This is a genomic window from Zobellia uliginosa (assembly GCF_900156625.1).
GTDB classification, from domain to species: Bacteria; Bacteroidota; Bacteroidia; order Flavobacteriales; family Flavobacteriaceae; genus Zobellia; species Zobellia uliginosa.
In genome coordinates, this window is the sequence record NZ_FTOB01000006.1 from 13,311 (window position 1) to 33,887 (window position 20,577).

The 20,577-nt window shown below is 39.6% G+C and carries 21 protein-coding genes and 2 tRNA genes; 18 read left to right on the plus strand and 5 right to left on the minus strand.

All coding sequences use genetic code 11. The features are described 5' to 3' along the window. Nucleotides 1-32 precede the first annotated feature (32 nt). From BW980_RS17735 to BW980_RS17805, 13 genes are all read left to right on the plus strand, one after another. Complete coding sequence (locus BW980_RS17735; RefSeq protein ID WP_076456513.1) at nt 33-416, plus strand: VOC family protein; 384 nt, start codon at nt 33-35, stop codon at nt 414-416. 21 nt (nt 417-437) lie between these two features. Further along, the gene (locus BW980_RS17740) at nt 438-815 is read left to right on the plus strand and encodes a nuclear transport factor 2 family protein (RefSeq protein WP_076456514.1); all 378 of its coding nucleotides are present in this window, start codon (nt 438-440) and stop codon (nt 813-815) included. Nucleotides 816-829: 14 nt separating this feature from the next. Beyond that, nucleotides 830-1,081 carry a hypothetical protein gene (locus BW980_RS17745; RefSeq protein ID WP_076456515.1) on the plus strand — a complete coding sequence of 84 codons (252 nt, stop codon included), beginning with the start codon at nt 830-832 and terminating at the stop codon, nt 1,079-1,081. 139 nt (nt 1,082-1,220) lie between these two features. Beyond that, nucleotides 1,221-1,547: an ArsR/SmtB family transcription factor gene (locus BW980_RS17750; protein WP_076456516.1), complete on the plus strand. Its 327-nt coding sequence runs from the start codon at nt 1,221-1,223 to the stop codon at nt 1,545-1,547. Between the two features lie 3 nt (nt 1,548-1,550). Then, complete coding sequence (locus BW980_RS17755; RefSeq protein ID WP_076456517.1) at nt 1,551-2,015, plus strand: SRPBCC domain-containing protein; 465 nt, start codon at nt 1,551-1,553, stop codon at nt 2,013-2,015. 6 nt (nt 2,016-2,021) lie between these two features. Then, nucleotides 2,022-2,405 carry a DoxX family protein gene (locus BW980_RS17760; protein ID WP_076456518.1) on the plus strand — a complete coding sequence of 128 codons (384 nt, stop codon included), beginning with the start codon at nt 2,022-2,024 and terminating at the stop codon, nt 2,403-2,405. A gap of 7 nt (nt 2,406-2,412) precedes the next feature. After that, entirely contained in the window at nt 2,413-2,997 is a 585-nt protein-coding gene (locus tag BW980_RS17765) for a YdeI/OmpD-associated family protein (RefSeq protein ID WP_076456519.1), read from the plus strand. 15 nt (nt 2,998-3,012) lie between these two features. After that, complete coding sequence (locus tag BW980_RS17770) at nt 3,013-3,201, plus strand: hypothetical protein (protein ID WP_076456520.1); 189 nt, start codon at nt 3,013-3,015, stop codon at nt 3,199-3,201. Nucleotides 3,202-3,258: 57 nt separating this feature from the next. Then, complete coding sequence (locus BW980_RS17775; RefSeq protein ID WP_076456521.1) at nt 3,259-3,996, plus strand: helix-turn-helix transcriptional regulator; 738 nt, start codon at nt 3,259-3,261, stop codon at nt 3,994-3,996. Between the two features lie 72 nt (nt 3,997-4,068). Continuing rightward, nucleotides 4,069-4,602, plus strand: a complete 534-nt coding sequence (locus BW980_RS17780) for a dihydrofolate reductase family protein (protein ID WP_076456522.1) — start codon at nt 4,069-4,071, stop codon at nt 4,600-4,602. A gap of 185 nt (nt 4,603-4,787) precedes the next feature. After that, nucleotides 4,788-5,165, plus strand: coding sequence for a VOC family protein (locus BW980_RS17790; RefSeq protein WP_076456524.1), 378 nt, complete (start codon nt 4,788-4,790; stop codon nt 5,163-5,165). Nucleotides 5,166-6,025: 860 nt separating this feature from the next. Next, entirely contained in the window at nt 6,026-6,997 is a 972-nt protein-coding gene (locus BW980_RS17800) for a LamG domain-containing protein (protein WP_083690524.1), read from the plus strand. A gap of 523 nt (nt 6,998-7,520) precedes the next feature. Further along, nucleotides 7,521-7,949 carry a hypothetical protein gene (locus BW980_RS17805; protein WP_076456525.1) on the plus strand — a complete coding sequence of 143 codons (429 nt, stop codon included), beginning with the start codon at nt 7,521-7,523 and terminating at the stop codon, nt 7,947-7,949. Between the two features lie 457 nt (nt 7,950-8,406). Here BW980_RS17805 and BW980_RS17810 read toward each other — a convergent pair. The 3 genes from BW980_RS17810 to BW980_RS17820 form a co-directional block, all read right to left on the minus strand. Beyond that, a tRNA-Pro gene (locus BW980_RS17810) sits at nt 8,407-8,481 on the minus strand. 34 nt (nt 8,482-8,515) lie between these two features. Then, a tRNA-Ser gene (locus BW980_RS17815) sits at nt 8,516-8,599 on the minus strand. 184 nt (nt 8,600-8,783) lie between these two features. Further along, a complete protein-coding gene (locus tag BW980_RS17820) occupies nt 8,784-10,832 on the minus strand; it encodes an HD family phosphohydrolase (RefSeq protein WP_076456526.1) in 2,049 nt (682 codons plus the stop codon). Nucleotides 10,833-10,952: 120 nt separating this feature from the next. On the opposite strand from BW980_RS17820, the gene BW980_RS17825 reads away from it, so the two are divergent. The 3 genes from BW980_RS17825 to BW980_RS22960 all read left to right on the plus strand — a co-directional run bounded on the left by BW980_RS17825 (nt 10,953) and on the right by BW980_RS22960 (nt 13,152). Next, complete coding sequence (locus BW980_RS17825; protein ID WP_076456527.1) at nt 10,953-12,125, plus strand: acetyl-CoA C-acyltransferase; 1,173 nt, start codon at nt 10,953-10,955, stop codon at nt 12,123-12,125. A gap of 24 nt (nt 12,126-12,149) precedes the next feature. After that, complete coding sequence (locus tag BW980_RS17830) at nt 12,150-12,902, plus strand: C40 family peptidase (RefSeq protein ID WP_013991849.1); 753 nt, start codon at nt 12,150-12,152, stop codon at nt 12,900-12,902. 115 nt (nt 12,903-13,017) lie between these two features. After that, on the plus strand, nt 13,018-13,152 hold the full coding sequence (locus BW980_RS22960; protein WP_262508154.1) for a hypothetical protein: 135 nt from the start codon (nt 13,018-13,020) through the stop codon (nt 13,150-13,152). Between the two features lie 124 nt (nt 13,153-13,276). Here BW980_RS22960 and BW980_RS17835 read toward each other — a convergent pair whose 3' ends face one another. Beyond that, the gene (locus BW980_RS17835; protein WP_076456528.1) at nt 13,277-14,539 is read right to left on the minus strand and encodes a tetratricopeptide repeat protein; all 1,263 of its coding nucleotides are present in this window, start codon (nt 14,537-14,539) and stop codon (nt 13,277-13,279) included. A gap of 43 nt (nt 14,540-14,582) precedes the next feature. After that, nucleotides 14,583-17,123: a DNA gyrase subunit A gene (gyrA, locus tag BW980_RS17840; RefSeq protein WP_076456529.1), complete on the minus strand. Its 2,541-nt coding sequence runs from the start codon at nt 17,121-17,123 to the stop codon at nt 14,583-14,585. A 260-nt stretch (nt 17,124-17,383) separates the two neighbouring features. Between gyrA and BW980_RS17845 the strand changes: the two genes are divergently transcribed. Together BW980_RS17845 and BW980_RS17850 are read left to right on the plus strand one after the other, a co-directional pair. Continuing rightward, nucleotides 17,384-19,930, plus strand: a complete 2,547-nt coding sequence (locus BW980_RS17845) for an ATP-dependent Clp protease ATP-binding subunit (RefSeq protein WP_076456530.1) — start codon at nt 17,384-17,386, stop codon at nt 19,928-19,930. A gap of 202 nt (nt 19,931-20,132) precedes the next feature. Next, a complete protein-coding gene (locus BW980_RS17850; protein WP_076456531.1) occupies nt 20,133-20,534 on the plus strand; it encodes an STAS/SEC14 domain-containing protein in 402 nt (133 codons plus the stop codon). Nucleotides 20,535-20,577: the final 43 nt, after the last annotated feature.

Genomic DNA, 20,577 nt, shown 5'->3' on the forward strand with positions numbered 1-20,577 from the left:
TTTGTAATCATAGCAATTAGAAAATATAAAAGATGAAAAAATTTAATCCTGTAGTGTGGTTTGAAATTTATGTAAATGACATAGATAGAGCTGCAACGTTTTACCAAAATGTACTTCAAGTTACCTTGGAAGATATGAGCGACCCAACAAATGGTTCTATTCAAATGAAAGGCTTTCGGGGAGATATGGAAAACTATGGAGCAAATGGTGCTTTGGTAAAAATGGAAGCCGTAAAGCCCTCGGCCAATGGAAGTCTCGTTTATTTTGGTTGTGAAGATTGTAAGATTTTAGAAAATAGGGCAGCTGAAAACGGAGCCGAAGTTATTCAACCCAAAATGGCTATTGGTGAACACGGATTTATTTCCATTATTAAAGATACAGAAGGGAACTCCATTGGATTTCATTCGATGAACTAGGGAATATTAAAATGACTCTAAATGACCAAAATAATATCCAGTCCCAATTGTGGCAATTCGCCCAAAATGGAATTTCTAAAACAGTTTAATATTGCCTTTGCCAAAGGAGATATAGCCTTTTTAATTGAAAATGTTACGGATGATATAGTTTGGAACATTATCGGGGACAAGACAATTGAAGGAATAGAAGTGTTTGCCGAGGAGTTGGAAAAAATACAATCCGTCAAAGCCTCAGAACTGATATTAGACCAAATACTGTCCCATGGAAAGGAAGGGGCTGCAAATGGATGGATGACCATGGAAAACGGGAAGCGATATGCATTTTCAGATTTTTATATTTTTCAAAGCACAAAGGGCGAAAAAATAAATGCCATTACCTCCTACTGTTTGGAAGTATAAATCGCTCGAAGAAAATGAAAACTAATGAGCAACTAAATACTACCTCTACCATCGTTGAGATTTTTAAAACGAATGTCGGCAGCCAACAGTTAGCTAACAAAATAGTAAATGACCTCAATCAGTTATATCCTGATTATATTATTAATTTTGATTTAGAGGATTGTGATAAAGTATTAAGGATTGAAAGCGATAATTCTATTCACATATCAAGAATCATTGATTATGGAAATAGCAATAATATTCAAATAGAACTTATCGATTATTAACATAGTATTAAGTCTACTAATATGTGCTATTTTTTTGTTTAACCTTTCTCAATTTCATCACCTGCTTTTAGTAATTTAACCAAGAATTATTTGCGCAACTAAATAACTGCACTTATATTTGCAGTCAAATAACTGCGTAATGAAATTAAGAAGAGACGTTTTTCAAGCCATAGCCGACCCAACACGAAGAACCATTATAACATTGGTCGCGACAAGCGCAATGACACCAAGTGCTATTGCCGAAAACTTTGACTATTCAAGACAAACTATTTCCAAACACATCCAAATTCTTACCGAATGTGAAATTTTGGAACAGGAACAAAAAGGGCGAGAAATCTACTACCATCTTAACCCAAACGGAATGAAACAAATTGCCGATTTTATTGAGCCTTTTAGAAAACTGTGGGATAATAGGTTTAATAATTTAGAAGCAGTTATGAAGAATTACCAATCGAATAAAAAATAAGCTATGGACCAAAAAACAAAAATCAATGCCCTAGAAGGTAAGCAAGAGCTAACCATTACTAGAGAATTCGATCTTCCAGTAGAACTTGTTTACAAAGCCTATACCGAAGCAGAATTTGTAGCACAATGGATGGGAACAAAAGTGATAAAGTTGGAAAACAGGGATCACGGGAGCTATGCTTTTGAAACCTCACACGAAGGAAATGTGATATTTAAAGCTAATGGAACCATACATAAAGTAGTTCCCAATCAAGAAATAGTTAGAACTTTTGAAATGGAGAATATGCCGATAGGCATACAGTTGGAGTTTTTAAATTTTGAAAAAGTCACTGCAAATAAAAGTAAGTTAACCATACAGATTATTTACAAATCAGAGAAACACCGAGCAAAGCAGCTGAAATTACCATTTGCATATGGCCTAAATATGGCCCATAACAGACTCGAGGAAATTCTGAAAAACTTAATGTAATTCAAAATGAAAAATAGAAATAAAATAGTGTATTGGGTAGTTACAATCTTTCTTTCCTTTGGAATGTTAGCTGGTGGAATACAGCAATTATTTCAAATTGGGGGCTATAACGAAATTGTGACAGAGTTGGGTTATCCCTTATACTTATTAAGTATTCTTGGAGCCTGGAAAATACTAGGTGTCATTGCCATTCTCATTCTTAAATATCCACTCTTAAAAGAATGGGCGTATGCAGGTTTTTTCTTTGTAATGTCAGGAGCATTCATTTCCCATTTAGCAGTTAATCAATCATTTACAGATGCACTTCCTTCGTTAATATTAATGATGGTAACAGTTTTATCCTGGTATTTGCGTCCTGAAAACCGCAAGCGAATATTTTTAAGAAAATAAGTTAAATATGGAAAAAGTAGACCGATACATCGAAAAGATAAAGAACTGGAAAGAAGAAACCATTATATTGCGAGAAATCTGTTTAGAATGTGGTCTCGAAGAGGATTTTAAATGGATGCATCCTTGTTATACTTTTCAAGGTAAAAACATTGTACTTATTCACGGTTTTAAGGAGTATTGTGCCTTATTATTTCATAAAGGAGCTTTACTGAATGATGCTAACAGCCTTTTAATTCAACAAACCGAAAACGTTCAGTCAGCTCGTCAAATTCGATTCATCAACAAACAAGAAGTTATTGACTTAAAGACCATTATTAAAACCTATATTTTTGAAGCTATCGAAGTCGAAAAAACAGGACTGGAAGTAAAAATGAAAAAGACTTCTGAATATAAAGTACCTCACGAACTTGACGAAACATTTGAAAACAATCCTGAATTAGAAACCGCATTTTATAACCTGACCCCAGGAAGACAAAGAGGGTATTTACTCTACTTTTCACAGGCAAAGCAATCCAAAACACGGATTTCAAGAATTGAAAAGTCAATTCCTAAAATACTGGAGGGAAAAGGTTTAAATGACAGAAAAGTCTAAAACATCCAATTAGATATGAAAAACTATCCTAAAGACAAATTAATACAAGCCACAACAGTTATTGAGTCGCTATTACATAAATGTGAAAAGTCCATGCTAAAACTTACGAATAGAACATCACAACATACTTTGCTAAAGAATAGAATTGAGGCTCTCAAAATTGCTATAGAACTTATAGAAAGTGAGGTTGAAAAAAATGAATAACTTTAGAAATTAGAACAAAACAAGTTAAACAATAATTAACGTCTTATAGTTTTATCAATGGTGTATAAAGAAGTTAATCCAAGTCATAATCTCCAAAATGAAATTCACAACTATTGGGAATTAAGAGGTGATACATCAAGTAATCATTGGGAACGTATTTTTCCTGATGGTTGCCCAGGTTTGATTATGAACCTTGGAGATAGCTGCACTACCGATAATGGTGCTGTAAAAATGGAGCACGGTAAAACCTACGTAGTAGGTGCTATGACTACTTTTAAAGAAAGTTACATCAATGAAAATACACACCTTATAGGAGTTTGTCTTAAACCTTCCGCTTTTGGATCATTTTTCTCTTTTACCTCTCTCAACGAGATAAAAAATAACACCATTCTATTTGACAAAAATCTATCTTTTGATAGAGAACGTTTTTTTAAGGATGACTACACCAATTATTTAAATCAATTTTTTACGGATAGAAAAAATCATAAGGCCGCAAGATTAAGTTCGGTCATAAATGACATACAGGTATCAAGGGGCTTAATTACCATTGATGAACTATCAAAACAAAATGGCATTTCAATAAGGCAATTGGAAAGGTTGTTTAACAGCTTTATAGGCTTGACCCCAAAAGAATACGCAAACATAATTCGTCTACAATACGCGTTAAATTTAATCGCATCACAAAAGGAACACACCTCATTATTGGATATTGCATTTGAATGTGGATATTATGACCATTCCCATCTCACCAATGCCATAAAACGTCATACAGGGTATTTACCCTCCGAACTTTAAAATGTCGTTTTTTTCCAAAGAAAGTCTATAGGCAACTTCCTATTTTTGCAGAAAACTAAAATTGCACCCCAAATGAGAAAAATAAAACTATTTATAGCAACCAGTTTAGACGGATTTATAGCCCAACCCAATGATGACCTTAGTTTTTTAAAGTCAGTTGAAAAAGAAGGGGAAGATTATGGTTATGCCGCATTTACTTCAACCATAGATACTATTATAATTGGCCGTAAAACCTATGATTATGTGGTAAAAGAGATTGGTGCTTCCCACTACGACAATGGAGAAAGGGATGTGTATGTCATGACAAGAACAGAACGTTCTGATAACGGTAGAATTAAATTTCATACAGGTAACATAAAAGACCTTGTAACCAAGTTTAAGAGCGAAGCGGGAAAGGATATTTATTGTGATGGTGGTGCCGAAGTGGTTAACGAACTACTTAAAAACGATCTCATAGACGAACTTACTATTTCCATTGTGCCCATTCTTGTAGGTAATGGTACAAGATTGTTTAAAGAAGGTAGACCAGAGCAACTATTGGAATTTATAAGTGCCAAAACATTTGATACGGGATTGGTGCAGTTGTATTACAAGCGAAAAAAATAAACTACAAAACGGCTGGAAGGTTGGTCCAAATTACGATTTTCAAATCTTTTCTAAAATTGAAAAATATCGTTTTGATTACATTACCTATTGACCACTTATAAAGTGAAAAATAAAATGACCAATAGACAACAAAAGCCGATTGGATTGCGAAATAAATATTTAAACTCAAAATAAAGTACAATAAGATGATAAAGACGGAACCTATTATTGCGGTTGACAACGTAGAAAAAAGCTCGGAATTTTATCAAAAATTATTAGGCTGCGTAAGTAATCACGGAGGAAGTGTATTTGAAATTCTAGCTGACAAAAGTGGTGAACAAATCCTGTCTCTGCATAAATGGGGCGAACACGAACATCCAACTTTTACCGACCCAAAAAATGCGGGAAATGGGCTGATTTTATATTTTTTGGTCGACAATATTGAGCCGATTTGGGATAACGCCAAAAAACTAAACGCGAGAATTGAAAACGAGCCGAAATTAAACCCGAATTCAGGAAGAATGGAATTTTCAATTCGAGATTTAGACAATTATTATGTTTCGGTTTGCTCTGAAAAAAATTGACTGAATTATAACAGATAAAAAGTCGGAATAAAAACCTATTTAGAAAGCACTATTTACAGCAACGTGTATAAAACATAGCTATGAAGTGCCAAAACATTTGATACGGGATTGGTGCAATTGTATTACAAGCGAAAAAAATAAGAAAATGGAAAATTAAATCGGAAAAACCAAAGATGTAGGATTTCAATTTGGAATTAGGAAAACTTTTCGTGTTTCGAGTGAAAAGGCTTGGGATTTCTTGTTTTCCAATTCTGGCCTAAATATATGGTTGGGTAAATTGAAAAATGAACTTGAAATTAAAAAAGAATTCGAAACTGAAAATGGCATATTAAAGATACAAACGGAAACATAGTTAGTGAAGGAGAATCTACCGAAGTACTAAAACAGAGAAAAGATGGTTCTTGGATTTATTTTATGGATTGCCCAATGAACCTACCTTTTGTTGAGTAATGATGTAAGCAACTACGGTTTAAAAAGCCCTAAACGCTATAATGACCAATTTTTAAGTTGTCAGATTCAAAGAGAGAGGGCATCAATCACAGGAAAAAAAGTTCAGCGTCACCTATTACGGGGCCAGTACTAGCATAACATCAAACAGGTGCGGTCAGGGCAGGTATATAAAAGGCAAATGACAGAGTGCGGAGGAACCCGTATTCGGAACGCTGACGCTTTCATCATGTAGCCTTCCCTAAAAATAAAGCCTTCACAACAGCATACAACTAACTAAAAAGTGTTTTTTCGCGATAAATATACACCGCTTTGTTAATATGTTATGTTAAAAAAAAACATATCTAATCTTTTATTTAAAAAAAAAGCATAATTTAACCGTAATCTAAATCTTACATTAAGAACGGAAAATTATGCTAAAAAATCAAAAAAAGTTTTTGTATTTATTTGTACTATTGGGGCTTATGTCGTGCAGTGCCGATAAAAGTTCCGACATTGAAGAAATCGAAGCAGAAATCGATAGCGCTACATTAACTAGTCAAAAAGTTGAAAAAAAACCATATTTTGTTGGAACAAACCCCACGCCAAACGGAAAAAAATGGAAAACTGTTTACAAATTAACCGATGAGTTTAGTGACAACGAAATAAACTTAGAAAAATGGTATACAGACCCGAACGCCCATCCTCACTTAAAATGGCCTGGTCGTTTACCCGCTTTATTCCAATCCAAAAGAATAAAAGCAAATAATGGTAAAATGACTATTGAAGTAGGGAAACTTGGAAAACCAAAAACAATAAGTCCTTATGGAGAACCATTAACTTATACCTATTATGGAGGTATTTTGCGTTCTAAAGTAACCTCTACAGTAGGAAACTACTATGAATGTAGAATGAAAATGAGCAAAACAGAAATGGGTGGCGGCTTTTGGCTAATGGGCTTTAATAATAATTGTAATAAAAAACATGAAATTGACATTACAGAGTCTGTAGGGGTTCTCACGCCGTTAACCGCAGAATGGGCAAAAAGAGCAAAATGGGATGAAATTTACCATTCAAATGCTATCCGTAGAGAAAATAAATGCCAGGAGGATTCAGAAAGAGCTCAAGGAGCGGTAACGACCCGTACTAAAAATCATGAAAGGTATTATGTTTATGGTTTTTGGTGGAAAAGTGCTACAGAACTTGTTTTCTTCCTAGATGGAAAAGAACAATACACTTTAAGGCCTCCTGTTCCATTCAATCAACAAATGTATTTACAATTTTCTATAGAGAGTTACGATTGGAATCCTATTCCTGCAGATGGTGGTAAAGTGGCAAGTGCCAGTTTAAAAGATAGAACTTGCTACGTAGATTACATACGTACTTTTAAATTAATTAACAAATAACTTTCTACCCTATTTAAAAAAGTAAAAGCTAACTGTAAACCAGTTTTCAATAACAAATTTCACGGAATAAACGCCATAAAAATAATTTTAAAACGGCCTTATTCCATGAAATTTATTTTTCAAACTAACGCATATCTCTTGATATTTATGGCATTTTTCAATACCATAAATATTATTTAATGAAGTTTTAGAAAACGAAGCAGTTCTATCTAGGGGGAGCTTACAGTTTCGATAATCCCAACATGGGGAATAAAAAGAAATACCGAAAACCATTTTATCTATAAAACCGGGGTGGGGATAGGGTATAGATATATTTTTGCCAAAAGCGTTGGGTACATGAAAAATGAAGGAGAGGTCGCAGCAAATCTACATTTGAGAATCGGTTATCGGTTTTAAACAAGATGAAAAATTAAAGCACAATGTATCATTACTTATTCAACTCTAAAATATGAACTTTAAGCCTATAACTAATGGTCATAAGATGAACAGTATAAAATCAATACTATTATCAATATGTCTTTTCTTGAGCATATCCCTTTATGCCCAATCAAAAGATTCATTGGTCACAAAGGGAACGACATTTCACTTTCATGTTCCAAATTTCAATGCAACAAACCACTCCCTTAATTTTAAAAGTTTAAGTTTTCCTAAGAACATACCAACCCTTTCGCTCTATAATCCTACTACGAATATGTACGACAACTATTTAGGTGACAGGAACGGTTATACGTATACCAATTCGACCATCTTTTTTGATAACAAGTCCAATTTTTTTATCGACCTGTTTTTAGGAAACGATTCTTTTATGGAAAGTAATTCCCTTATGCCGAACCATCCCTTTATATGGGACGAAGATGCGACATATCGGGTTCGGGACTCTTTCAACCCCTACGGTGCCACAAATATGCGTGAAGCTCTGTCGGGCGGGGTATTGAGTTTGTTGTTTAATTGATGAAAAGTAAAACGATTTATATTTCAATGCCACCCGAACCGACACCCATATCTTAGCTGTATTTCCCCCGCCTTTGTATTTAGTGGCATCCCATTGTATTGGATAACAAAATGCTTCTTTTTAACTGATTTTGGCCCGTTTGACTGCAACGGTAATACGTACATAGAAGGCAAGTTGGTCGAGATTACTTCTATATTTTCTTGTGAAGAAAATCACTATGAACGTGCTTTTTGCTTTTATGTCTCATTGACTTTTGACTAGCAATAATTTATAAAGCCGAAAGTCAGATCATGCCCAAAAAGCTCTTTAAAGCTAGTGTATTTTTGGTAAACGATTGCACACCTTTTTATTGGTTTATAATGGATTCATTTCGCATCAACTAAAATCCATAAAAACAAAAAAAACACTGAAAATCATACGATTAACAGTGTTTTGTTGTTACCTATTTCTAGGTTCGTCGGGGTGGCAGGATTCGAACCTGCGACCTCCTGCTCCCAAAGCAGGCGCGATAACCGGGCTACGCTACACCCCGATAATTCGGTTATCTATTATTACAAAGAAAATTGCGGAGAGAATGGGACTCGAACCCATGCGACACTTACGCGTCGACAGATTAGCAATCTGCTCCGTTACCACTCCGGCACCTCTCCTAATAATTTCTTCAAAGAACTTATTTTAGCACGTCTCCATGACTAAAATTGCGGTTGCAAATGTACCGCTTAGAATTCGAGATCGCAACTATTTTTTACATTTTTTTCAAGAAGTTTTATCGCCGCCATTTTCCTTCTCTCAAAAATAAAAAAAACCGGACTTTTAATCCGCCATACCCCCCTATTATTCAGGATATTCCACTCGAAGGTGATAAATATTGATCAACTTCTGCTTAAAAATCTTTTTTATGGCTTCTATCTCCTTGAAGGTGATATTGGCATTTAAAAATTGTCCAGCGGCCATCTGTCCCGCTATAATTTTATCTACAAATTCTTCTATTATTCCCGAAGTAGGGTTTTTTAAACTCTTTGATGCCGCCTCTACCGAATCGGCCATCATCAGAATGGCCGTTTCCTTCGAAAAGGGTATAGGACCAGGATACCTGAAAAAAGATTCGTCTACGCCCTCCTCTAGCTCCTGTTGCTTCTTAAAAAAATAATAGACCAAAGTTGTACCGTGGTGAGACCTGATAAAATCGATTACCCGATCGGGCAAATTGTTCTTCCTGGCCAACTCAATACCGTCGATCACATGGTTGATAATAATCTTTCCACTGTCTTTGGGTGAAAGTTCATCATGGGGATTCACGTTCGTAATCTGGTTTTCGGTAAAATAGGTAGGGTGCAACATTTTGCCTATATCATGGTAGAGGGCCCCTACCCTCACCAACATGGCATTCGCCCCAATTTCATTGGCTGCGGCTTCCGCTAGGTTGGCCACCTGCAAAGAATGGTGAAACGTGCCTGGCGCCTTGTTAGACAGTTCTTTCAACAGCTTCGAATTGGTATCGGACAACTCTAATAGGGAAACATCGGAAACCAGTCCAAACACCTTCTCGTAAACATAGATCAAAGGCTGCACAAATAGGGTGATCATTCCGTTCAAAAAGAAAAGCCCTAAAGTAAACCACTGTATATTGTCTAAATTACCTTCGTGTATAATGTGAAACGCCAAATACCCCACCACGTAGATCAGGGTAATCTGACCGACCGATATAAAAAGATTGGCCCTCTTATAAAGTTCCGATACCGTTAAAATGGTAACAATACCAACTATGATCTGTAAAAAAATGTACTCAAAGCTATTGGGTACCACAAAACCGAGTATAAGCACCGTCAAGACATGAACGAACAGTCCTAAACGGGCATCGAAAAAGGTTTTTAGAATCAGGGGCAAAATACAAATCGGAACCACGAATACGTAAGCTTCGTTATATTTGACCACCATGGTCGTGACCAAGACCATAAAAAGAATATTGAAGAATATAAAGGTAACCTTCGTATTGTTATCGAAATTCTCCCTTCTGTACTTCTTTAAAAACAGGAACAGCATCATCAGCACCAAGGCTACGAGCACGGTATATCCGAATAAAATAAAATAGTAGTTATTGGAAGTCCATAACTCAGACTCGTACTCGGTCTTCAGGGAGTTTAAGATGTTCAGGTTCTCGGCCTCCACCACTTCCCCCCGAGCTATTATAAGTTTCCCCTCATCTACAGTACCCCGCGTGTGCGAAATATTCGACAAGGCTTCGTTCAGGGCCTTCTCCGAGAGATTTTTATCATATGCCACATTGGGCCTTACCAAATCAAGAAAAAGGCCTTGGTATTCCTGTTCGTACATGGAAAGGTCCTTCTCCCTAAGTATTCTTTTCAATACGGGCCGTAAATTCTTTATCCGGACCAGACTATTGAGCGGTATACTCTCGGCTTCATTGTTTTTTACCAGGTAAAGGCGTTGTTTTTCAACCTTTCCGTTCAACTTTTCCAAAACACCCGTTTTGTACAAGCGCCTTAAAATATCCTTCCCTGCCGAATACAAAGCTTCACGGGCACTCGCACTATATCTTTCTTCATTGAATACGGAAGTGAACTTTTCATTGTACGCCTTCAAAACGGTATCTTCTACCGTTTCATCAAATCGATAATAATCGATTTGGTTACTCAACAGTTCGTTTTTCTCCTTTGCAATATCTTCGGTACTTTTCTGTATGGAAAAATCAAAAGGTGCATAGAGGTTTTCATACTGCCACGGCTTTCCTTTTTGAAACTCATACTTGAACTTTCCTCCCTTAGGAAAGAAAAAAACAATACATGCCACCGAAACCAAATACAAAAAATACTTATACAGGAGGGATTGGTTCTTAAAAAGTTTGTCCAAAAATTTGCGCATGAGCTTAGTATATGAGTCAAAAATAGAAAATAATAAACTTACGGAAGGCTTTTCTGGCAACAACGAAAAACCTTGCCTATTAATTTCTTAGTTTTGCGAAACAGAAATTCTTGTATAATTATGAACGATGTAGTTATAGTATCTGCCTCAAGAACTCCAATTGGCAGCTTTATGGGGGGATTATCGAGCATTCCAGCCCCTAAGTTGGGCGCTGTGGCCATCAAGGCGGCACTCGCCAAAATCAATCTTGCCCCCAATTCGGTAGAAGAAGTTTTTATGGGAAATGTGGTTCAAGCGGGCACGGGCCAAGCACCCGCCCGACAGGCCGCTATCTTTGCGGGCATTCCTGATTCGGTCCCCTGCACTACCATCAACAAAGTCTGTGCCTCGGGTATGAAATCGGTCATGTTGGCCGCTCAGGCAATCGCCTTGGGCGATATTTCCATTGCAGTTGCCGGAGGAATGGAAAACATGAGCCTTATTCCCCATTACGTTCATATGAGAAACGGTCAAAAATTCGGTCCCGCAACCCTAGAGGACGGAATGCAAAAAGACGGTCTTGTCGACGCATATGACCAACAGGCCATGGGAGTCTGTGCAGATGCCTGTGCTACCGAATACCAATTCTCTAGGGAAGACCAAGATCAATTTGCCATACAATCGTACGAACGATCGGCAAACGCATGGAAAGACGGAAAATTCAGCAACGAGGTGACTCCCGTTGAAGTACCGCAACGCCGTGGGGAACCTATAATTATTTCCGAGGACGAAGAGTTCAAGAATGTTAGAATGGACAAAATTCCGGCCTTACGTCCGGCCTTCTCCAAAGATGGTACGGTTACCGCCGCGAACGCTTCCACGATAAACGACGGAGCCGCCGCCTTGGTACTCATGAGTGCCGACAAGGCAAAAGAACTCGGACTCACACCCTTGGCTACCATAAAAAGCTATGCCGATGCCGCACAAGAACCCAAATGGTTTACCACCGCACCGGCAAAGGCCCTTCCAAAGGCCATCGCCAAAGCGGGCATATCAATCAACGATATCGACTTTTTCGAGTTCAACGAAGCCTTTTCAGTGGTCGGGCTGGCCAATATGAAGTTATTGGGACTCACGGACGACAAGGTGAACGTAAACGGAGGAGCGGTATCCCTAGGGCATCCATTGGGCTGCTCAGGCGCGCGTATCCTCGTTACACTGCTCAACGTCTTGAAACAAAACAATGCCAAAATAGGGGCTGCCGCAATATGTAATGGCGGAGGTGGCGCTTCTGCAATAATCGTAGAACGATAATCCATACCCGAACCAACCAGTCTTATGCAATACGGAATTTGTCCCCTAAGTATAGTCTCCGTTCGCGCAAATGCCGATGAAACCTCAGAAATGGTTTCACAATTGGTCTATGGCGAACACTTCAAAGTCTTGGAACGAAGAAAAGCATGGAGCCGCATTCGTGTGGCCTTTGATAAATTTGAAGGATGGGTGAGCAATCATCAGATGACCTTGATCTCGGAAGAGACCTATAACCACATAGAATCTTCAGATAAGGTAGGCTACAGTTCCGACCTTATCTCCTTTGTAGAAACCGAAAACTCAGTGCTGCTACCGGTCATCCTTGGTTCGTCTACCGGCAATTGCGCAGTACTCTCCCATACGTTCGACGGTAAATCTACCGGTCAACAAAAAGACAAAACACAGCTTATACAAACCGCCTTGCTCTACCTTAACGCCCCTTATCTTTGGGGCGGAAAAACACCCTTCGGCATCGATGCGGCCGGGTTTACCCAAATGGTCTATAAAATCAATGGTTATCGCTTATTGCGAAAGGCCGACCAACAGGCCAAACAAGGAAATCCCCTAAGCTTTATCGAAGAAACCGAGGCGGGCGACCTGGCGTTTTTCGACAATTCCGATGGCGAGATTTACCACGTAGGCATTATCATGGAAAACAATTACATTATCCATGTCGACGGAAAGGTCCGCATAGACCGTATCGACCACACGGGAATTTTCAATGCGGAGAACGGTAGTTACTCCCACAAACTAAGGGTCATTAAAAAGATCATCTAGCCTTTTCCTATACTAAAAATCGGATCCTCTAGGGCGAAATCACCTCAAAGGAACAACTTCTTCGCTCTTTGGTTTTATTGTACCTCCTCGTCTCAACAGTCATATCGGTCGACCGATGAAGGTGCATCTACCCGACCATACGCTTTCCATAGAACAAAATATCGTAATCACAACAGTTCAACAGGCAACCTTTATCTTAAATCACCTGCTCTCCCCATTTTTGAAATTGACCATTAAAAAATCGATCTGATCCTATTTCACCTTCTTTCCGAGACATAGATCGACGCACTCCCCATTCCCAAGAAAGCCTTATAAACAAAAAATCCCCCAAGGAAATTCCTTGGGGGATTTTAGATATTGTATCGCTATAACGATTACTCGCCTAGAATCTTTTTGATTCTCATGAAGTTTTCATTGTCTCCCATAGCCCCATAGATATTTTTCAATTGGGTCAAAATACCTTGGTTATCAGGGTTAGTTTTTAAAGCGTCTTCCAAGATGTTGGCCCCTTCTTTAAAAAGTTGATCTTTTTTCTCTTTCAATTCGTCGTAACGAGCGATATCTTTCTTAGAGTTACCCAATGAGTTCATCTCATCGATAAGACCGTTACCCTCGTTTACATAGGTTGTAGAAAGGTTCAATTGAGCGTTGGTATAACCAGGGTTGATTTCCAATGCCTTTTTGTAAGAAGCCCTTGCTTCTTCCAAGTTACCTTGCTCCATATTGATTACACCAATGTTATAATGCAAATCTGGATTATCGGGAGCCACAGCTGCCGCTTCGGCCATCAACTCCTTAAACCTGTCCTTATCGCCCATCTTGTAGTATAGGTTGGCCTCGTTCAAGATCAAGTTCACATCTTTAGGATCGTTGGCCCTTGCCACTTTGTAAGCTTCCAATGCTTTATCGTCTTGACCCAACTGAGTATAGATCAAAGCGGTATTTTTAACGATTTCAGCCTTTTTAGATGGTGTTTTTTCATCTTTGGGATCTTTGTAAGTTCCAGATTTCACCATAAGGTCTCTCTGGGTCTTGTCCATTTCCTCTTCCTGACCGGTCTCTACATTTGTAGCTTTGTAGACAACACCGCTACCATCGTATCCTATCTCCTGAAGCTCGTTGTAATACTTTAAGGCCTCTTCGTAGTGACCTCCGTTTACAGCACTACTGGCCGCATAATAGAGGTAAGAGGTATCCTTAGGGCTAATTTTATAGCTGGTATACAATTTCTCGGCAGCTTCCTTGAATTTCTTGTTACCGTTATCCTCAACCGCAGAGTTGACCAAATCGGCACTCAAAGCCGACATATGCTGCTGGGTTTCGGCAGAATATTTTTTCTTTCCGCTTTCTTCCTCGATCTTCAAGACTTTTTGAAAGGCATCGGCCGCCTTTTGAAAAGCACTGCCATCTCCTTTTTTAGCCAAATCGGCATAAGCCTTACCACTTACGAAGTAGTACTGGGCCTGTAATTTTACATCAGCTCCGGAGATAGATCCAGAAACCGCTTCAAGGGCACTTTTAGCCGATGCCGCATCGCCGGCCTTCATTGCCTTTTCGGCTGCTTTTATTTCGTTCTTCTGTGCGAATCCCACCATGCAAAAACAAAGGCTCGCAACTATTAAAAATCTACGTTTCATTTTCAATTTAATTAAGTATTAGCGTTATAATTATAGTTCAAATCTATTCTTCCGTTGTTTCTTCCCCTCCATCATTATCAAGAGCCGTGCCACCTTCTTCGGCGTTTACGTCGATATCCAGTACATCACTTTCCGAAAGATCGTCTTCATCCTTCATTACTTTGGCCACGGCCGCAATGGAATCGTTGCCTTTCAGGTTGATGAGACGCACCCCTTGGGTAGCCCTACCCATAACACGTAGGTCTTCGACACTCATACGAATGGCTATACCCGACTTGTTAATGATCATTAGGTCATCTGAATCTGAAACGTTCTTTATAGCTACAAGGCCTCCGGTTTTTTCCGTAATGGAAATGGTCTTAACCCCCTTACCACCTCTGTTGGTGATTCGGTAATCATCAATATTCGACCGTTTTCCGTATCCGTTCTCGGAAACGACCAAGATATTGTCTTCCAAATCGTGTACGGATACCATACCGATAACCTCATCTTTATCGTCTGCCAAGGTAATACCACGCACCCCTGAAGCATTTCTACCCATTGGGCGAGTCTTGCTTTCTTCAAAACGGATGGCTTTACCTGATTTCAAACCAAGGAAGATCTGACTGGTTCCCGTAGTCAATTTTGCTTCTAGCAACTCATCGTCTTCACGAATACCGATAGCATTAATACCATTTTGTCGTGGGCGTGAGTATTGTTCCAAGCTCGTTTTCTTGACCACACCTTTCTTGGTGGCCATGATTACATAATGACTGTTTACGTATTCTTCGTCCTTAAGGTCTTGTGTACAAATAAAGGCCTTGACGTTATCATCTTGCTCTATATTGATAAGGTTCTGTATGGCCCTACCTTTTGAAGTCCTGCTTCCTTCCGGAATTTCATAGACACGCATCCAGAAACATTTTCCTTTCTGGGTAAAGAAGAGCATGTACTGGTGATTGGTTCCCACGAAGAGGTATTCCAAGAAATCCTCATTCCTCGTAGAGGAAGCCTTTTGACCAACACCGCCCCTATTTTGCGTTTTATATTCGGAAACGGGTGTTCTCTTAATATATCCGGCATGCGAAATGGTAATAACCACTTGCTCATCAGGGATCATATCTTCGATACTCAAATCCCCTCCGGCCAAATTGATTTCGGAGCGACGCTCATCACCATACTTGTCCTTTATCTCAAGAAGTTCTTCTTTGATGATTTCCATTCTGCGCTCTTTTCTGGCCAAGATATCCTTAAGGTCCGCTATGGTCTCAAGAATTTCTTCGTATTCGGAGCGTAATTTATCTTGTTCAAGACCCGTTAACTGACGGAGTCTCATTTCAACGATGGCCTTTGCCTGAATTTCGGTCAGCTTAAAGCGTTCCATCAGGTTATTCCTAGCTTCATCCGCATTGGACGATGCCCTGATAATGGCAATTACCTCATCGATATTATCGGAAGCAATGATCAAGCCCTCTAAGATGTGGGCACGATCTTCCGCTTTTTTAAGTTCAAACTTGGTTCGCCTTACCACCACTTCGTGACGGTGCTCGACGAAATAATGAATCATTTCCTTTACGTTCAGCAACCTAGGCCTACCGTTTACCAGTGCGATATTGTTGACACTGAAGGAAGATTGCAATGCCGTGTATTTGTACAAGGTATTAAGTACGATATTAGGAATAGCATCACGTTTTAAAATATAAACGATACGCATTCCGTTTCTATCGGACTCATCACGGATACTCGATATCCCATCGATTTTCTTTTCGTTGATCAAATCGGCCGTTTTCTTGATCATATCGGCCTTGTTGATCTGGTAAGGTATCTCGGTTACGATAATACACTCCCTACCCTGAACCTCTTCAACAATGGCCTTGGCCCTGATCTTGATCCTTCCCCTTCCGGTATGAAAGGCTTCTTTTACCCCATCATAACCGTAAATGACACCGCCGGTAGGAAAATCGGGGGCCTTGATATGGGTCATAATCTCATCGATCTCTATATCGTTGTTTTCAATATATGCTACCGTACCGTCTACCACTTCCGAAAGGTTGTGGGGAGGCATATTGGTAGCCATACCTACCGCAATACCCGAAGCACCGTTCACCAAAAGGTTGGGCACTCGCGTGGGAAGTACTGTAGGTTCCTGTAAAGAATCATCAAAGTTCAACTGATGGTCGACGGTATCCTTATCGATATCCGCCAACATGTCATCGGCTATTTTTCGCATTCTGGCCTCGGTATAACGCATTGCCGCAGGGCTATCGCCATCTACCGACCCAAAGTTACCCTGCCCATCTACGAGCATGTAACGCAAACTCCACTCCTGGGCCATACGCACCATAGAGTCATATACCGATGTATCACCGTGAGGGTGGTACTTACCCAGAACCTCACCCACGATACGCGCAGATTTTTTGTGTGCGCTAGAGGAACGAACCCCTAGTTCGTACATCCCGTAAAGAACCCTTCTGTGAACCGGTTTTAGACCGTCCCTGACATCAGGTAAAGCACGTGACACAATGACCGACATCGAGTAGTCGATGTAAGCAGATTTCATTTCCTCTTCAATGTTAATCGGAATCAATTTTTCTCCTTCTGCCATTTTTAAATCCTAGAATTATTTTAGTTAAAAAAAACATGCCAATATACATAAAATGATAGCCTTTAAAGCACATACCGCCTTCTTTATTAAATAATTTATCAACACTTTTTACAAGACCCAAGTATACAGCTTGATTTACCGCTTATCCCCAAGACCCGCCCCATTTTTTCTTATTTAAGAATACTTTCTCTAATATTAGGTACACTATTTGCGTTAGATTGGTATAGTTTTACTAATTTTATAGATGAAAGGATAATTTTATGGATGATAATTTTTCACCGAGGGTAAAAGACGTAATTGCTTACAGCAAAGAAGAAGCGCTGCGGTTGGGCCATGATTTCATTGGTACCGAGCACTTGATGTTGGGGCTTTTACGGGATGGTAACGGCAAGGCAATTAGTATTCTTGACGCTATGGAGGTGGATTTAGATCACCTCAGGCGAAAGGTCGAAATTCTCAGCCCCTCCAATCCAAACCCGAACAACTTACAAAAAGATAAAAAGAACTTGCACTTGACGAGACAGGCGGAGCGTGCCCTAAAAACTACGTTTTTAGAAGCCAAGCTTTTCCAGAGTTCCTCGATCAATACGGCCCATTTGCTATTGTGCATTCTAAGGAACGAAAATGACCCCACCACGAAACTGCTTCACAAGTTAAAAGTAGATTACGACGGTGTAAAGGAACAGTTTAAATTTATGATTACAAGCGACGACGATATTGTAGACGCCCCAACTTCCGAATCGTTTCCGAGCGATAGCGACGACACCGAAGGAAAAGAAGGAAGTTTTGGCACTACGGCAGGACCAAAAGGAAACAAAAAATCAAAAACTCCCGTACTGGACAACTTTGGCCGAGACCTTACACTCATGGCCGAGGAAAACAAGCTAGACCCCGTTGTGGGAAGGGACAAGGAGATTGAACGCGTTTCCCAAATACTTAGTAGAAGAAAGAAAAACAACCCGCTTTTGATCGGAGAGCCCGGTGTTGGTAAAAGTGCCATTGCCGAAGGCTTGGCCTTAAGGATTATCAACAAGAAGGTTTCCCGCATCCTATACAATAAAAGGGTAGTTACCCTTGACCTAGCTTCTTTGGCAGCCGGCACAAAATACCGTGGCCAGTTCGAAGAGCGCATGAAGGCGGTAATGAACGAACTTGAAAAGAATGACGATGTCATCCTTTTCATTGACGAGATACATACCATTGTAGGTGCAGGCGGTGCTACGGGCAGTTTAGATGCCTCCAACATGTTCAAACCGGCTTTGGCCAGGGGCGAAATCCAATGTATAGGAGCCACTACCCTAGATGAGTACCGACAGTACATTGAAAAAGACGGGGCGCTCGAAAGACGCTTTCAAAAGGTAATCGTTGAACCGACTACGGTTGAGGAAACCATTGAAATTCTTCACAATATCAAAGGGAAATACGAAGACCACCATAACGTACACTACACCGACGAAGCTATTATAGCCTGTGTCAAGCTTACGAACCGTTATATGACGGACCGATTCTTGCCCGATAAGGCCATTGATGCCCTTGACGAAGCAGGTTCTCGCGTACATATTGTAAACATGGATGTACCCAAGCAGATCCTTGAACTCGAAAAACAACTTGAAGATGTTCGCGAGTTAAAGAACAGCGTGGTCAAAAAACAGAAATACGAAGAGGCCGCTAAATTGCGCGATGACGAGAAACGTCTTGAAAAAGACCTGGCTACCGCGCAAGAAAAATGGGAAGAAGACAGTAAGCTTCATAAAGAAACGGTAACGGAAGACAATGTGGCCGATGTAGTTTCCATGATGAGCGGCATACCCGTAAACCGAATTGCACAAACGGAAAGCAACAAACTTGCCGAACTGCCCAGCTTGATCAAATCGAACGTAATCGGTCAAGACGAGGCGGTGGCGAAAGTAGCCAAGGCCATTCAAAGAAACCGTGCCGGGTTAAAAGATCCGAACAAGCCCATTGGTTCGTTCATCTTCCTAGGTCAGACCGGAGTGGGCAAAACCCAATTGGCAAAAGTATTGGCCAAGGAACTTTTCGACTCCGAAGATGCCTTGATCCGTATCGATATGAGCGAATACATGGAAAAATTCGCCATTTCCCGATTGGTAGGAGCACCTCCAGGATACGTAGGCTACGAAGAAGGCGGTCAGTTGACCGAAAAGGTAAGACGCAAGCCTTACTCCGTCATTCTTCTCGATGAAGTAGAAAAAGCACATCCCGATGTATTCAATATGTTGCTACAAGTGCTAGATGACGGCTACCTTACCGATAGTTTGGGCAGGAAAATTGATTTTAGAAACTCCATTATCATTATGACCTCAAACATTGGCGCGAGAAAACTAAAAGATTTTGGACAAGGTATCGGCTTCGGCACATCGGCCATGAAGTCTCAAGAAGACAGTCACCAAAAGAGCGTTATAGAAGGAGCCCTTAAAAAAGCCTTCGCACCGGAATTCTTGAACAGGATCGACGATGTGATCGTATTTAACGCACTTGAAAGGGAAGACATCCACAGGATTATCGATATTGAGCTACGCAAATTGTTCGCCAGAATTAAAGATATCGGTTACGATTTAAGCCTTACCGAAAAGGCCAAAGACTACATTGCCGATAAAGGTTTTGACAAACAATATGGCGCCAGACCTTTAAAAAGGGCTATTCAAAAATATATTGAAGATGCACTGGCCGAAGAGATCGTAAACTCAAAACTTGAAGATGGCGACAGTATTATCATGGACCTCGACGAGAAAAACGAGGAACTTACCATAGAAATCAAAAAAGCGGAAAAGTCATCGAACACCTAATTTTTACCGCCATAAATTCTATCAAGGGAGCCTATTATACGGGCTCCCTTTTTTATTTTTCCAAGAATTAGACACGAATACCCCAATACAATAATGCTTCAACAACAGCACTATAAACGATATTTACGCTTTTAATCTATTATTTTTCTCAATAGATAACGATACATCTACATTCGTCACAGGACATTATAATAAATTTGAAATGAAAGTGAGGCGACCAAAGAAGACTGTTATAGTCAGGGAGTATCAATTAGATGTTGGAAAAATACAAGTTTACGAAAACTACATGGTTTCGCTGTTCGATGAAGGTGCTACACTCACTTTAGAAAGAGTTTATCAAATCATAGGCATTTCAGAAATCCATTTCAGGGATAAAAACTTCGGCTATATCAGCCTAAGAAAAAAGTCGTATGCCGTTGACCCAACTATATATACGTATCTACGTCAATTGGACAACCTGAAGGCTTTTGCCATAGTATCGGTAAAAGAAATAGACATGCACAATTTCAAGATCGAAAAGCTATTCTATAAAAAACCAATGAAATTCTTTATTGAATACGACAACGCGGTAGCGTGGGTAAAGCGTCGCGCAAAAGCTAAATAGCATAGCTAGAGCCAGCAATCGACATAAAAAAAAACTCAAGATT

Coding starts and splice junctions, on each gene's coding strand:
- BW980_RS17735 (WP_076456513.1), top strand. CDS start 33: ATGAAAAAATTTAATCCTGTAGTGTGGTTTGAAATTTATGTAAATGAC.
- BW980_RS17740 (WP_076456514.1), top strand. CDS start 438: ATGACCAAAATAATATCCAGTCCCAATTGTGGCAATTCGCCCAAAATG.
- BW980_RS17745 (WP_076456515.1), top strand. CDS start 830: ATGAAAACTAATGAGCAACTAAATACTACCTCTACCATCGTTGAGATT.
- BW980_RS17750 (WP_076456516.1), top strand. CDS start 1,221: ATGAAATTAAGAAGAGACGTTTTTCAAGCCATAGCCGACCCAACACGA.
- BW980_RS17755 (WP_076456517.1), top strand. CDS start 1,551: ATGGACCAAAAAACAAAAATCAATGCCCTAGAAGGTAAGCAAGAGCTA.
- BW980_RS17760 (WP_076456518.1), top strand. CDS start 2,022: ATGAAAAATAGAAATAAAATAGTGTATTGGGTAGTTACAATCTTTCTT.
- BW980_RS17765 (WP_076456519.1), top strand. CDS start 2,413: ATGGAAAAAGTAGACCGATACATCGAAAAGATAAAGAACTGGAAAGAA.
- BW980_RS17770 (WP_076456520.1), top strand. CDS start 3,013: ATGAAAAACTATCCTAAAGACAAATTAATACAAGCCACAACAGTTATT.
- BW980_RS17775 (WP_076456521.1), top strand. CDS start 3,259: ATGGTGTATAAAGAAGTTAATCCAAGTCATAATCTCCAAAATGAAATT.
- BW980_RS17780 (WP_076456522.1), top strand. CDS start 4,069: ATGAGAAAAATAAAACTATTTATAGCAACCAGTTTAGACGGATTTATA.
- BW980_RS17790 (WP_076456524.1), top strand. CDS start 4,788: ATGATAAAGACGGAACCTATTATTGCGGTTGACAACGTAGAAAAAAGC.
- BW980_RS17800 (WP_083690524.1), top strand. CDS start 6,026: ATGCTAAAAAATCAAAAAAAGTTTTTGTATTTATTTGTACTATTGGGG.
- BW980_RS17820 (WP_076456526.1), bottom strand. CDS start 10,832: ATGCGCAAATTTTTGGACAAACTTTTTAAGAACCAATCCCTCCTGTAT.
- BW980_RS17825 (WP_076456527.1), top strand. CDS start 10,953: ATGAACGATGTAGTTATAGTATCTGCCTCAAGAACTCCAATTGGCAGC.
- BW980_RS17830 (WP_013991849.1), top strand. CDS start 12,150: ATGCAATACGGAATTTGTCCCCTAAGTATAGTCTCCGTTCGCGCAAAT.
- BW980_RS22960 (WP_262508154.1), top strand. CDS start 13,018: ATGAAGGTGCATCTACCCGACCATACGCTTTCCATAGAACAAAATATC.
- BW980_RS17835 (WP_076456528.1), bottom strand. CDS start 14,539: ATGAAACGTAGATTTTTAATAGTTGCGAGCCTTTGTTTTTGCATGGTG.
- gyrA (WP_076456529.1), bottom strand. CDS start 17,123: ATGGCAGAAGGAGAAAAATTGATTCCGATTAACATTGAAGAGGAAATG.
- BW980_RS17845 (WP_076456530.1), top strand. CDS start 17,384: ATGGATGATAATTTTTCACCGAGGGTAAAAGACGTAATTGCTTACAGC.
- BW980_RS17850 (WP_076456531.1), top strand. CDS start 20,133: ATGAAAGTGAGGCGACCAAAGAAGACTGTTATAGTCAGGGAGTATCAA.